This window comes from Photorhabdus antumapuensis (genome assembly GCF_020387775.1).
Classification (GTDB): Bacteria; Pseudomonadota; Gammaproteobacteria; order Enterobacterales; family Enterobacteriaceae; genus Photorhabdus; species Photorhabdus antumapuensis.
The window spans coordinates 56,189-71,629 of sequence record NZ_JAHZMK010000083.1; the positions used below are offsets into that span (position 1 = coordinate 56,189).

Genomic DNA, 15,441 nt, shown 5'->3' on the forward strand with positions numbered 1-15,441 from the left:
GAGCTTCAATTAACAAACAAAACAACGCTGGCTCATCATAACGATGAGCCAGTATCAGATACATTATTTGTCCAGTTGACTTATGCCAATGCGCTTATTTTCATCGAGCATTGATGCCTTAGCACGGATCTTAGCCTCAAGCTGATCGATCATATCAGCATTATCGAGACGCACTTTCTGCCGTACGCCATCTTCATAAAAGCCACTTTTCGTTCTGGCGCCGGTGACACCCAAAGTAGAAACCTCCGCCTCACCGGGTCCGTTAACCACACAACCAATAATAGAAACATCCATCGGTGTGAGTAAATCTTCCAGACGCTGTTCCAAGGCATTAACTGTGCCAATAACATCAAATTCCTGACGAGAACAGGTTGGACAAGCGATAAAATTTATACCACGGGAACGAATACGTAATGCTTTCAGAATGTCGAAACCCACTTTAACTTCTTCGACAGGATCGGCAGCCAAAGAAATACGCAAAGTATCACCGATACCTTCTGACAGGAGGATACCCAAACCAATGGCAGACTTTACAGAGCCTGCACGGGCACCACCCGCCTCAGTAATACCAAGATGCAATGGCTGATCAATCTTCTGAGCTAACAAGCGATAGGCACCAACCGCCAGAAAGACATCTGAGGCTTTTACACTGATCTTAAACTGATCGAAATTAAGTCTGTCAAGAATATCCACATGGCGCATAGCCGATTCCACCAGCGCTTCTGGAGTGGGCTCACCGTATTTCTCTTGAAGATCCTTTTCCAATGATCCGCCATTCACACCAATACGGATTGGGATATTTTTATCACGGGCAGAAGCCACAACCTCACGGATACGCGCTTCATTACCGATATTGCCAGGGTTAATCCGCAGACAATCGACACCATACTCTGCAACTTTAAGCGCGATACGGTAATCAAAATGGATATCTGCAACCAAAGGAACATTCGCTTGCTGCTTAATCAACTTAAATGCTTCCGCGGCGTCCATCGTTGGTATTGATACGCGAACAATATCAACGCCAACACGCTCAAGCGATTTAATCTGTTTAACAGTCGCTTCCACATCTGTAGTACGTGCGTTTGTCATTGACTGCACCGAAATGGGTGCACCATCCCCGACTGGCACATTGCCTACATAAATACGCGTAGATTTGCGTCTTTTTATCGGTGATTCATTATGCATACTGGTGTTTCTCCCATACTTCCATGTGTTTACTGATAAAACTACAACTATGCCCTACTGTAACAGGCCCTTTATTGTGCTGCTGGCACTTTAAGACGCGCGATACGGCTCTCTTTAATAAAGCGGCTTAAATCGACAGCTTGCCCCCGGAACTGTACATCCACAACAGCCGGAGCACCGATAGTTAATTCATAAGGTAATGAGCCAGAGAGACTCAGATGGTCACCTTTATGTTTAGTTCCACTAAATAATTTTTTTCCTTTTGCATCAACAATTTGCAACCAACAGGATGCTTTAAAATTCATCATCAGCTTATTATTGTCAGCGACTACCGCTGAATTATTTTCAGACACACTCGGTACTTGAGCTGTCCCTTGATTGGCGGGCAACGGAGCAGTCTGAGTCTGTGGCTGAATTTCCGGTGTTTTCACCACTTGATTTTGAGTTGATGCCGCAGATTGAGCCACTTCCTTATGATGACCACCAGTATTATTCGCTGCCACTGCATTTTCGGTTACAGCGGCAGATGAGGATGGCTCACTTGCTGCCTGCTCGCGGGTTGGTAACTGTGTCACCTGATCGTGACTTTCAGTGGATGAATCCACTGCATTGGCTTTCTTCTGAGCAATCTGAGCCGCAGAATGATCAGCCATCGAAATCAATTCCTTCTGTTGAGCTATGTGGTTTTGCCACCACCATGCTCCCGTCAAACTAATTACGACTAAAATAATCAACCACGTAATCCACATCAACCAACTTTCACGTTTTTTACGTTTTTTACCCAATGAAAAACTCTGCATCGGTGAAACTTTCGCTGTTTTTGCCGGGGTATGCTTATCCAGAATTGCCAGAATTTCTGCTTCTGGAATTTGTACCAACTTAGCATAAGAGCGAACATAACCACGCAGGAAAGTCGGTACCATAGTGGCTGGAATATTGTCCTCTTCAATATCACGGATAGTAGAAAGTTTTAAACACAAGCGATCAGCTACAGTCTGCTGGGTTAACCCGTGCTGTTCACGAGCCTGACGCAGGAGCTGACCTGCGGTTAAATGAGCTTGTTCTGGAGTCGTTTCAGTATTCATTAGCAAGAAGACGCGGTACTGTTCAGGTTGTGAAAAACTTCGCGCTGGCGCCTTGCTATAATCTTTAAATTACACAATGGCCTGCGCGGCGAAATAGATTTGCTATTTTACTAGCGGCAAATCACTGATAACAAACACGCCTGTCAGCATGGCTCTCGGTAAACAGAGTCTTGACTTCTTCATACTGCCCCTGCTCACAGAGAAAAACGCTGTAATGATACAATACCGTATCATTTCCTGGCGCATACTGCATCGCCATTTTGTAACGTTGACGGGCAGCTTCCGGCCGACCAGAATATTGCTCATACAACGCCATACCTAATTGAGCCTGATAATGGTCTGGCTTTGCCAGTAAAACCTTATCAAAGTGATATCTGGCGGCGGGTAAATTACCTTTAGCCAGATAGGCCATTCCCAGTTGAATTCGGGTTTCTGCTGCGACTTTTCGCTGTTGATTGCCGTTTGTTGGTTGATTGGAACATCCTGCCAACAACATAGCAACCACCACGGCAACAACCATCATTCCCGATAACGATTTCCTTATCATTCCATCCCCACCGACCAAAGATATGCCATTGTAACAATCATTTCACTTACTGCATGACAGGACATACCAACATTCCCATTCAGACTGTTCTTATCTGAATAGGTTCACCGGCTTGACGTTTTTTCAATGTACGTTTGGTACGATCAATGACATCACCGGCAAGCTGACCACATGCGGCATCGATATCATCACCGCGAGTCTTGCGGACAATAGTGGTGAAACCATATCCCATCAACACCTTAGCAAAGCGATCAATCCGGCTGTTGGAACTGCGGCCATATGGCGCCCCCGGAAACGGGTTCCACGGGATCAAATTGATCTTACTCGGTGTGTCTTTCAAGCATTCAGCTAATTGATGTGCCTGTTCCACGCTATCATTAATATGATCCAGCATGACATATTCCACGGTTACACGCCCCTGATTGGCATTAGATTTAGTCAAATAGCGGCGCACACCTGCAAGGAACTGCTCGATATTATATTTACGATTGATAGGAACGATGTCATCCCGCACATTATCTGTCGGTGCATGCAGGGAAATTGCCAAAGCAACATCAATCATATCACTCAGTTTATCCAGTGCTGGCACCACACCAGATGTGGATAATGTCACGCGGCGTTTTGACAGACCAAAACCAAAATCATCCATCATGATTTCCATGGCCGGCACCACATTATTCAGATTAAGCAGAGGTTCTCCCATGCCCATCATCACCACATTGGTAATCGGGCGGCGACCACTGGATTTCAGTGAGCCAATAATTTTTGCGGCACGCCAAACCTGACCTATAATTTCAGAAACTCGTAAATTACGATTAAACCCTTGCTGCGCAGTAGAACAGAATTTACATTCCAGTGCACAGCCTACCTGAGAAGAGACACACAAAGTTGCGCGCTCATCTTCCGGGATATAAACCGTTTCAACCTGCTGATCGCCAACAGTGATCGCCCATTTAATCGTACCATCGGCCGAACGTTGTTCTTCTGCTACTTCAGGTGCGCGGATCTCTGCCACTTGCTGCAATTTTGCCCGTAGAATTTTATTGATATCCGTCATCTGTTCAAAATCGTCATAACAGTAGTGATACATCCACTTCATCACCTGATCAGCGCGGAATGGTTTTTCTCCCATATCAATGAAAAACTGACGCATTTGCTTGCGATTCAGATCAAGCAGGTTAATTTTACCGCCTTTCTTTTCTGGAGTTTCGGACACGACAGAAGCAGCAAATTGTGCCGCAGTATTTGGTTGGGACATCTTTTTATATCGCCTCGTTGTAACACTTTCGGCTCTGCGTTAATGAACTCAACGCGAAGTTTCAATTCAGGTCACTATCAGTTTAGTATAGTAACAAATAATAAGCGCCCCGTTGAATTAACAACGGGGCGCCGCATTGTACAAACTTTAATGCAATGATGCTACGGGTAACGGCAAATCAATTAACGTGGGCAAATTTCATCTTCTGTGAAGAAATACGCAATTTCACGGTTTGCAGATTCAACCGCATCAGAGCCGTGAACCGCATTTTCAGTGAAGCTATCTGCATAATCGGCACGCAGAGTACCTGCTAATGCATTATCAGGATTAGTTGCCCCCATCAGGTCACGGTGACGCTGTACCGCATTCTCGCCTTCCAATACCTGAACCACGATGGGACCAGAAGTCATAAATTCCACCAGACCATCAAAGAAAGGACGGCCTTTGTGCTCCGCATAGAAGCCCTCAGCCTGTTCACGGGTCAGGTGAAGCATTTTGGCGGCAATAATTTTAAACCCGGCGCTTTCAAAACGAGCATAAATAGCCCCGATGGCATTTTTCTTCACAGCGTTAGGCTTAATAATAGAAAAAGTACGTTCAACCGTCATGGATAACCTCTTGGTTCTTCTGTCAGCAACTGATAATTTTAATTTTTCCCGATAAGTTAATCGGTTAATACTCATTCCGCAACCTTAGCGGAGATAAAAACGGCGTTGATTATAGGGGTACGAATAGCGGTTGCCTACAGAAAACATAACATTCCATTAAATTTTTATTAGCGAAAATTACCATTTTTTCGTACAAATCACATTTTTACCTGAATCGTTTACTTCAAAGTAAAATTGACGGAATCAACCTGTCCACCTAAATCCAAAACACTAAGTTGATATTTACCCGGTTGAGTCAATGTCTGAACAAACCCCTGGTTCTTTTCCGTGGTCATCACCTGTTCTCCATTCAGAAACCACCACTGTTGCCCGTTACTACCGCCCTGAGTGGTAATACGCAAATCAAGGCTGTCAAAACCGGGGAGCCGTTTCAATACATCTCCGCTGTGAATGCCCACGATCAACAAGGGCGCTTCATCTGATTTCAACGGTGGACATTGAGGGTTAACCGGTGGCAGACGCTGTGCCCGTCGCTCTTGTGCGGGTAACCATGATTCGAGGGTAATCGGCCATAAAGCGATATTTTTAGACTGGGCACCGGGACAATCAGGAGCCACACGCAAACCGCTTTTATCCAACCACACCTGTTCATTGATGCCTGAAATGGCCTCTTGCCCCACCGCAGGCAGCGTAGGCGGAATAGTGTTATTCAGTATCCAGCTCAGACGACGCTGACGGCAATTATTCTCTCCCTTCGGCAAACTCTGCCCCCCCGGCCAACAGATGATTGCCTGACTCACACTTGCTGGACGTGGATCAACAGGAATTCGTTTAGCCCCATTTCGCATATTGGCGAGTAACAGGTTATTAATCTGATTCATGATGGGAATCGCCGTAGCGTAGCCGAACTGCCCAACAACCGGCGTACCGTCCGGCCTACCAACCCAAACACCGATGGTATAACGCGCATTTAAGCCGATAGCCCAAGCATCACGGTAGCCATAGCTGGTGCCGGTTTTCCAGGCCAGCGGCACCTGTGCCGGTAACACATCATCAGGTTGTGGCAGAGCTTCTCCAGCCATAATCCGCCTCACTATCCATGCAGCACCGGGTGAAAAAAGTTGCCGATCACGCAATTTCTGCTGTGGGGTGAATCTAAGGGGGGAAACCTTCCCCTGACGGGCAAACGCCGTGTAAGCCGCCACCAATTGATCCATCCGGGTTGCCGTGCCACCAAGAATCAATGATAAATTGGGTTCACTGCCGGGAGGAAAACGCAATACGGTTCCCATATTACACATATTAGCGGTAAACCGCTTAGCACCATAGGCTTCAAGCAGTTGCACAGCGGGTAAATTCAGTGAGCGAACCAACGCCTCACTGGCACTGACCGGCCCATGAAAGCCACTATCAAAATTTCCTGGGCGATAATAATCAAAGCGGCGAGGCACATCCTGTAACAGTGATTCCCCATGAATTAACCCATCATCCAGCGCCATTGCATACAGAAATGGTTTCAAAGTTGATCCCGGCGAACGCCATGAACTTATCATATCGACATGACCAAAACGGCTATCATCCCGCAGATCCAGCGAGCCGACATAGGCTTTCACCGCCATGTCGGTGTGATCAACGATTAACACGCCAATCGACGTTTTTTCTGGTAATTGATACTTCCAATTCACCGCCATATCTTCAAGCTGACGCTGTAATCCCACATCAAGGGTTGTTTTGATGATCTCCTGACGAGTACCTTTCGCCATGCGTCTGGCAAGAAGCGGAGCAAGCTGTGGCACCTGCCGAGGAGCCAACCACAACGTTTCTTGCCGAATATCAGCAATCATCTGTTCCGGCCAGATTTTATACCGCGCCAACCGTTGCAGCACCTTATCACGAGCAGCCTGTGCCCGTTCAGGATAGCGATCTGGCCTTAAACGACTAGGGGCTTGCGGCAAAACAGCCAGTAAAGCCGCTTCTCCCGTAGAGAGTTCAGAGGGCGGTTTAGCCAAATATGCCCAACTCGCCGCACCAACGCCTTGTAACGTGCCCCCAAACGGCGCACGGTTCAGATACATTTCCAGAATTTCATCTTTGGAATAGTGCCATTCAAGCTGCAAAGTACGCCAGATCTGTTTCAGCTTCCCGCCTAAAGTGCGTGAATGGGGATCAATCAACCGGGCTACCTGCATCGACAGAGTACTGCCACCAGACAAAATTTTACCTGCCCGCATATCCTGCCAAGCAGCCCTAAGCAGAGAAATCGGGTTAATCCCTGGATGCTTGTAGAACCAACGATCTTCATAAGTCAGCAAAGCTTGAATATATTCCGGTGATACTTGATCCAATGTCACCGGATAACGCCAAACACCTTCATCATCGGCAAAACGCCAAAGTGGCGTTCCATCCTCACTCACGACAATCCGCGCCATTTTGACTTCACGCAGTGGCAAAGGCCAAATTTTATCTGCCAGCCATAAACCAGACGGGATCAGAAACAACAACAGCACAATCAGCCATATAAGGCGATGCGTTTTCTTCATCGATGAATACCTGGTGAGAAATCAGCCCTTACACCTGAGCATAAGGGCTGACAAATTTAGCGGACAACTTCCAGTTTTTCAGGTGTGGAACCAACTGCACGCCAGTAAGGCACATACATAGATTCCACCTGTGGCGCAGGGATCGTGTAGACGCCTGGCGTCACGGCGCGAGCCAGATAGAGCAACGTCACCGGCTGAGACGGATCAACCGCGACTGCCGCCACATATCGATCATCACGATATTCACTATGACGAATCGTCGCCTGTTGCATATCACCAATCAACTCCTGAAGATTAGCGGCACTCTCACTCAACTTGGCACTGCTGTTAGCCAAATTCTGGTTTTCCAGCTCCAAACCGGCGGGCAATAAATCAACAACCAAAGCATCCTGTACGGGTTTATCTGAGCTCACCACCAGCTTCACAACCACCATTTCACCGCTTTTCAGATGGTCAATGGAAACCGGATTCCCCTTCATATCCAGATAGCTACGCTGAATTTTCAACACATTAGCGTAAGGTTTCGGAGAGTGCAGTGGATAGGCCACCACATTCACTCGTGAATAGAGCGTGCTGTCACCAAGGTTACTGATACTCATACCTTGCTGAATATCCTGCGGATACAGCATCTCACTATAGGGTTTGTCCCTACCTATTATTGACGTCCGTTGATTAACCACCGCTTTCCACGGTTGCACCGATGCATCAATAAAGAAACGTCCCGCCAGATAGAGCGAATTACTCTCCTGAGTTGAGAAATAATTACGAGATGGCAATTCATCAGACAGAGCCAGCAATTTCTCATCACGTTCCTTTATCTGCATATTATTTTCAGTCAACAGAGCAACAATCATTGCATTGTCGCGAACAGCACTACCGTAATCACCTAAATCTAAATCATCATTACGGTTTTTACTTATCCCCAAACGAACCGCTTCATCTGCTCGGGTGTTATCCCCCATCAGTTTCAGTGCAACGCCCAGTTGTACCAGTGACAAACCATTGCCTGCTTGTTGACGGCGTTCATAAACTTGTCTCAGAGCGCCCAATGGCGCTTTCTGTTGATTGGCAAGCACCAGCCCGGCATAAGCCTGAACCGAGAATCGCGTTGCTTCCTGATTCTGACTGTAGGGATAGTTAATAACACTCTTATCCTGTAAATAACGTAACAGACGGTTATTGGCAGAACTCAACACCTCTTTAGGTACGCTGTAACCTCGTTGACTTGCACGGAATAGAAAATCGGTGGCATAGGCTGTTAACCAATACTCTTCATCACCGGTTTTATCCCATAAAGCAAAGCTACCGTCATGACGCTGCATACTCAACAGGTGAATAATTCCCTCATCAATACTTGCCCGGCGTTTGTCATCATCTTCCGTCATGATACCCAAACTATTCAGCTCTGATTTATTCGAATAAAGTGACGGATAAAGCCCACTGATTGTCTGTTCAAGACAGCCATATGGGTAGGCGTACAATTCACGAATATAACGTGAGATCTGTAACGGTGGACGGCTACTCAGTAACAATTGCCCCTCAGCCCCTTCTGGTGATAAATCCAATAAGGCTTTTAACGGCAACTGCCAGTCCTCTCCCGGATGAATAACATTAGCAAACATCACCGTTTCCGCTGGCTGTGCCGGACGTACGCCAATCTTCCAACTATTTTTATACTGTTTCAGATTCTCACCGGGTAAATTCAGACCATCAACCGTCAGAGAAACCTCTCCTTGACCAAACCCCAAATCCGCTGTGACCGGAATCTCCACTGTAGTGCGTTTGCCTTTTTCCAGTGTTATCTCTTTGCTAGCATCCCCCTCTAACCTAATCAGGTCATTAGCAGCAAAGTTCAAGGTCAAGTTTTGCGTCTGTTCAGTTAAATTAGTCAAATCCAACGACAACAATGCATGATCACCACCCGCCATAAAGCGAGGTAGTGCCATCTGTGTAATCACCGGCGCAGCAATGACAACTTTGCTTTCACCGTGGCCGAACTCATCTTCACTCCACGCTTGAGCCATCAACCTCAATTCACCATTGAAATCAGGAATTGGCAAAACAATCCGCCCTTCCCCGTTTTCATCCAATGTCACAGGCTGTGCTTGCTCAGCGATAATCTTCACTTCGGTTAATGGCTTTCTACCGCCACGATCAAGGGCACTATCATCACCATCACCACCAAAGCGCAGATTCGCCAGACGGCCTTCACCTTCAATCAACTGACCATACACATCATATTGATCGACGCTGTAACGCTTACGACCAAAGAAAGCCTCATAAGGGTTCGGAGTTTTAAAATTCGTGACATTCAGCACCCCCGTATCGACAGCAGAAAGCAGCACATTAACCTGCTTGGGCAATTTCCGCCCTTGCTGTGGTGTCGCCTTGACTTTAACGGTCAAATTTTGATTCGGACGCATTTTTTCCGGTGCGGATAGCGTCAAATCCAGTTTACGATTTTCATCAGCCAATGGCAGGTGCAACACGCCAATGGCCCGTTTCGGCGTCGCCTGACGAGATTTATCCTCTGGACGTACCACCACAGCGGTCAAATAAAGATCATGACGACGCCACTCTTTATTCACCGGTACTTCCACATCCAGACCTTGTTTTGGCACATCAATTTTTTGCCACCAAAGCGGCCCTTCGCTGGATTCCACCAACAGATAACCTTTACCCGCCTGTGGTGCGACCATATGCAGTTTTATCTTCTCACCCACCCGATAAGCGGGTTTATCCAGAGATAATTTCACCTGATCAGGACGAACAGCGCCTGTGCCACCGGTATTGTCCTGCCATGAGTAGCCTGCCCAGAAATTAATGCTGGTCACTAATTGATTTTCTGGATTCACCACTTCAATACGGTACGACCCCCAATCAACCGGAAAACTGACCTTTGCGGTACCCTCTTGAGCAATCTGGATATGTTCATCCGCCATCACCAAATCTTTCTGGTCATAGCCTGATTGCCAACCTTCACCATCCGACCAGCGCCAATAATAGTCACGACGTTCATAAACCAAACGGGCAGTTAAATCTTTCGCAGCATATTTTTTTCCATTGGCATCGGCATACACCACCGCAAATTGCGCCAGGGAATTTTCATCCACATTGTAACGGCTTTGGTAACGACCTATGCGATAGTCATAAATCTCTTTCTGATTAAACAGCGGACGAATACCAACCAGCTTTTCTGCCGGCCAAACAGCCTGCTCAACTCGACGAGCTACCGGGCGGCCACCCGACTCAAGCAAACCTGCCTGTACAATGACATTTACCGGCGAAGAGACCGAACTCCAGTTGTCGGCACTGACATTAAGTGCGGCTTTACCACCACTATCTAAAACCAAATCAAACTCATCCAATGTGCGGCTAAGATTGTCTTCTGTGGCCGCACCAAACTCATAGCCAGGCAATTTTGCTACCGCATTACGGGCCGGACGCAAAAATAATTGCCCTTGCAGGCGATTATATGCAGCAGGCGCCCCATACAGATAACGGCCGTTAATCGCGAAATCCACGTTGTGATCTTTCATCACCGGTTGTGGCTCACGGCTAATTTCCAGCACCATGCGCTCCGGCATAAAATCTTCTACATTAAACTTGTAATAACGAGGTTTATTATCGCCCAGATCAAAACGTAACGACCAGAGCCCGGTAGCCGCTGACTGGGGGATCGTATAGCGATACTGATACAACCCATTTTCGGGTTGCCAGACAAAACTACGAACAACCTGACCATCAGTTTTCAATACATCCACTTTAACTGGCTGACTCTTCACGGCGCGGCCATCGCCATCACGCAACAAGCCATTGACAATCAACGTCTCACCCGGGCGATAGAGATCACGGGGTCCGAAAACAAAAAATTGTTTGCTGTACCCTTGTAGGCCAGAGATATCAAACTCAGACAGATCCAGCGCCGGTGATACCAAATCAATCATACTGGTTTGGTGATCATGCGTAGCGAGCAATAGTTTCGCTTTCGCATCTTTCTCCAAACTGACGTGTCCATCATCGTCTGTTGTTACCTTTGACAATAATTGCCCTTTCTCATCCAACAACCGTATTTCCACCCCTTTCAAGCTACTACCTTGCGCCAAAGATTGGGTAAACACATCCATCTTATCCAGATAGCTGTGCATAGAAACACCAATATCACTTAAGGTAAACATTGTTGCTGGCTTGGTATCAGTGTATTTACCCGCTTGTTGCATCACCGCCAGATAAACGCCATCTTGCTGTAACTCTTTGATATTATTTAATGGCAACAATAATTTTTCGCGGGTATTCAGTGTCGGATTCAGATCGAAACGGCCGGTGTAAACCAATTCCGCACCTTTGAGCATCTCTTCAGATTCCCAATAACTCATATTATTGCGATATTGCCACTGTGCAATAAAAGCCGGTAATGCCGCCTCTTTTATCCTGAAAAAATTAACATCAACACGATTAACATTCAGAGCCAATACCGGCAAACCTTCAGCGACTTTACTGGGTAACAAAGAGCCTTTGCTGGCAAAACCGACAGACGGAGAAATCGTCGCGGTTGTCAGAGTTTTCTCATAAACCGTTTCGAGTTGACGATCATTGATACCTTTAACACCCTTATCTACGGTTAATTGCAACTTACGGGAGGGTGGCAAATGGCGCAAACGAAGCTCCATCATGTTATCCGACAGTTCCCACGCGCCATCAAGTTTGCCCTCTTTGACATCCACCAAACGGACATTCTGCGCAAAATCCTGATTTGGGTCCAAAGGAACAGAAAATGTCACCACCATTGCGCTAGCGCCATCAAGCTGAACTTCAGAAGCATCCAGAATCTTCACTGGTTTACCGGCATAACGTTTTACTAATTCAGCCAGTGATACTGCGTCTTTCTGTTTTACTGATTTTGGTGGAATATTTGATTGTTGAGATGCTTTTTCGCTTTGAATTTCTGTGGACTGTGGTTGAGCAGCTTGATCATTATCAGTGCTACCAGATTGGTCACAACCAGAAAGCATCAGCAAAGAAGCTAAAATCACCGCCAAATAACGCTTATTTCTTCCTGGTCGTTGCCAGAATTGACCTTGATTCATAACTATAACCCCTGTCTTAACTCCAACCAACTGGTGGTAGGATTTAATGAATAACTTTATAAATCAATATATTAAATTTAAATCAAACAGATATAATCAACTATATACCTATGATCAACTTATATACCGCCTATTTATATTAGGCAACATCCAGACATTAATTTCATATAATAGCCTGTTATTTTAGCAAATTAAACATCACAGAGACGATAAATAAATCTAAATTTATCGATTCAATTTTTCATTAAGAACTCTATATATCTCTTAGAGCCAATTTTCGCATTTCCCTCAGTGACCGAAGATAGCCCTTTTACTGCACCACCTGCTTGATAATTTACAAGCAGTAAAATAATATAAAATCGACCGTTAAAACAAGTTGAATAAACAGGAAATCATCATTATTGCACCGATTATAAATATCACTATCGGATTAAATATATCCGGCTACAATATACTATTACTTTTCTCAACAAAGTAATAGCAATAGGATTATAAACCAAACAACGCCAATGATTATCTCATAGTCCATTACTATTATTTATATCATTTATGAATTAATGACCTCAATTAATAAAAACAACAAATAACCTTAACAACTGTATATATAACGCTTTATTAACCATTTATCCAGATTAATCATCACCTCAATAATATATCGACAACAAATAAAAATAAGGTTAAAAACATTTAACTTTTTATGCAGAAATCACCATTAATTAACTGATATTATCAAACACCAATTTAATCTAATCAGAAACTCATTTTATGAAAATTAGCATTAGAAACAATCATCACCATTAATCCGCAAGTTAAATATATTATTAATAAAAAAATAAAACAGAAAGAATAGATACAATTAACAACAATTAATTTCATTGTTAATACCGTACCTCATTTATAGTTCCAGATTTAACTATAAAATAAAGACAATAATAGAGAATATTATAAATAGCATAACACTAAAAACATAAGATATAATAAATTCACCCAACAGAATTATAAAGTTAAAATTCAATAAAAGAGATATTAAGGCAAATCATAATATATTGATATAAGATGCCACTTTCTTATCAAAAGTGGCAATAATGACTTGGGTGAAACACCGACTACACAAATTGTTTTCTATAAAATATGAATAAAGTCCTCTATGATAAAAAAATGCAACAAAAAATATGAATAAATTTAGCAATAAAAATATTAACCTATCGTTATTATAATCCCAATTATTTAAAACAGAAAAAAACGCTAACCCCAACGCTGTCGCAAATGGGGTAATAACCTGATGAACATCCATTTTCTCAACGACTTTCATTATGTTACTCTACTAATAATACTTGTCCTGTTTTTAGCTGTTTGACATTTGGTAACCAAAGTCTTCCCCAGCTACCAGTACAATGACATCCATAGACTTCTTTTATATTTTCTTTTATGAAAAATTCTCTAATCTTCAATAACTCCGTCGGTAACGCTCTCCTTAAATGCAATCCACCTATTACCGCGCATACTTTGTCTACACCGGTAATCATTTTAGCGTGGTTAATGATTTCACAAATACCAGAATGACCGCATCCAATGATAATCACTAGTCCATTATCACTTTTCCAAATTAATGCGCTATCATCAAATATATAATCATGAGCCCAGGAGTTCTTTCTAATTAACCCATAAGATTTTCGATGACTATTTTCTATTTCGCCTGAAAAAATAAATCGATCACTTATTTTCATATGCGATTTCGTTAAGCGAAAAAAAACTCTCTTCTTAACTCTTTTATTAATTTTACCCGATATTTTTTTGAACTTTAACACACTCTTTTTGTTGAACATAACACCATAATACCTCTCACTTAATGCATCGGGATGACATATTAATTTAGCATTATGTGGAAAATAGTTAACACCACCTATATGGTCAGAATGCCCATGAGAGATAACAATTTTGGATATATCATCAATAGATATTCCCATCCTATTTGCATTCTCAATATAGCTACCATCTGGGCCAGTATCAAAAATTATCTTTTCTTCACCATCCTCAAGTAAAAGACTCAGGCCAGGCTTAGCTATCAAATATGAATCAGATGTTTTATTTTCCAGGAGTACAGTTATTTTTAACGACATGGCATATCCATTAGTTTTGTTGAAGTAATGCTTCTATTAAACGATACGGGTAACAATAGCATTGACGCACATCAATAAAATAATGAAAAACCATTATATCGTCACATTTTTATAAGCAGATCACAAATTACCCCTCCGCTACTGACAGTTAATTTTTCAACATGAAATGATTATCTCCCTATCATATTTATTGTCTTGCAATATTAACATGCAAATATTATCCCTTGCTGTACAACATATTTTAAAGACAGAGATAAATATATTATTAAAAATAAAATTAAACGATAGGTTATTCAGATAATTTAATTATATTTACTATACTAATACCTAATGCAATTGACAATGCTTAATTTGAAATATCACTATAAAGCCAGTAATTGACTTACATGACCACGCTCATTTCATCTTATAATTATAGATAAAAATATAATATATTTATCAAATATAATTTAACTTTATATTATATGAAAAAATTTAAATAGAAAAATCAATAATTATAGAAATATCACATGTCATTATAAACATAACCTATCCATTTATATCCAATCATTATTAATACGATAACAAAAATATATTATTTTTATGTGAAAATAGAATTAATATATTTTAAAATAATTGGTAGATTCACATAATAAGCTCAACATCGTTACTCTGGAAGTAAACATATCCGTATTTCTTTAAATAATTCATTGGGTGTTACCACCCCGAGTTTTTGGGGAGCGATTATTGAATCGGTTTACCACGAAATTTATTTCCTGATCAGTGACTTCATTAAAATCGGTTCCCTTTGGAAAGTATTGCCTGATTAATCCATTAATATTTTCATTGCTCTCCCCTTTCCTAGGGAGAGCAATGACGACAACAAATCATGCTATTTATCCCATACAATTATAAAGAATTTAGGTTAAGTTATCTTCTGGCAGATCGAGCGGCGGCTAAAAAGCAAAATTGGCATGGATAAGTCCTCACATAATCAGAAAAGATAATATCTCATCACCGATTTACGACAAT

The 15,441-nt window shown here is 43.0% G+C and carries 9 protein-coding genes and 1 pseudogene; all 10 read right to left on the reverse strand.

Features of this window, described 5'->3' with window-relative positions; translation table 11 throughout:
* Positions 1–63: 63 nt before the first annotated feature.
* Complete coding sequence (gene ispG / locus KZ793_RS22080; protein WP_225817228.1) at positions 64–1,185, reverse strand: flavodoxin-dependent (E)-4-hydroxy-3-methylbut-2-enyl-diphosphate synthase; 1,122 nt, start codon at positions 1,183–1,185, stop codon at positions 64–66.
* A 71-nt stretch (positions 1,186–1,256) separates the two neighbouring features.
* Positions 1,257–2,270, reverse strand: coding sequence for a cytoskeleton protein RodZ (gene rodZ / locus KZ793_RS22085; protein WP_225817229.1), 1,014 nt, complete (start codon positions 2,268–2,270; stop codon positions 1,257–1,259).
* Between the two features lie 121 nt (positions 2,271–2,391).
* A complete protein-coding gene (locus KZ793_RS22090) occupies positions 2,392–2,817 on the reverse strand; it encodes a tetratricopeptide repeat protein (RefSeq protein ID WP_225817230.1) in 426 nt (141 codons plus the stop codon).
* A 79-nt stretch (positions 2,818–2,896) separates the two neighbouring features.
* Complete coding sequence (locus KZ793_RS22095; RefSeq protein WP_225817231.1) at positions 2,897–4,075, reverse strand: bifunctional tRNA (adenosine(37)-C2)-methyltransferase TrmG/ribosomal RNA large subunit methyltransferase RlmN; 1,179 nt, start codon at positions 4,073–4,075, stop codon at positions 2,897–2,899.
* Positions 4,076–4,257: 182 nt separating this feature from the next.
* Positions 4,258–4,683: a nucleoside-diphosphate kinase gene (ndk, locus tag KZ793_RS22100; RefSeq protein ID WP_011145680.1), complete on the reverse strand. Its 426-nt coding sequence runs from the start codon at positions 4,681–4,683 to the stop codon at positions 4,258–4,260.
* A 218-nt stretch (positions 4,684–4,901) separates the two neighbouring features.
* Positions 4,902–7,223, reverse strand: a complete 2,322-nt coding sequence (pbpC, locus tag KZ793_RS22105; protein ID WP_225817232.1) for a peptidoglycan glycosyltransferase PbpC — start codon at positions 7,221–7,223, stop codon at positions 4,902–4,904.
* 56 nt (positions 7,224–7,279) lie between these two features.
* Positions 7,280–12,310: an alpha-2-macroglobulin family protein gene (locus KZ793_RS22110; RefSeq protein ID WP_225817233.1), complete on the reverse strand. Its 5,031-nt coding sequence runs from the start codon at positions 12,308–12,310 to the stop codon at positions 7,280–7,282.
* A 1,036-nt stretch (positions 12,311–13,346) separates the two neighbouring features.
* Complete coding sequence (locus tag KZ793_RS22115; RefSeq protein WP_225817234.1) at positions 13,347–13,622, reverse strand: hypothetical protein; 276 nt, start codon at positions 13,620–13,622, stop codon at positions 13,347–13,349.
* A gap of 4 nt (positions 13,623–13,626) precedes the next feature.
* On the reverse strand, positions 13,627–14,430 hold the full coding sequence (locus KZ793_RS22120; RefSeq protein ID WP_225817235.1) for an MBL fold metallo-hydrolase: 804 nt from the start codon (positions 14,428–14,430) through the stop codon (positions 13,627–13,629).
* A gap of 646 nt (positions 14,431–15,076) precedes the next feature.
* Positions 15,077–15,257, reverse strand: a pseudogene (locus KZ793_RS22125) (IS30 family transposase); the annotation flags it as partial.
* Positions 15,258–15,441: the final 184 nt, after the last annotated feature.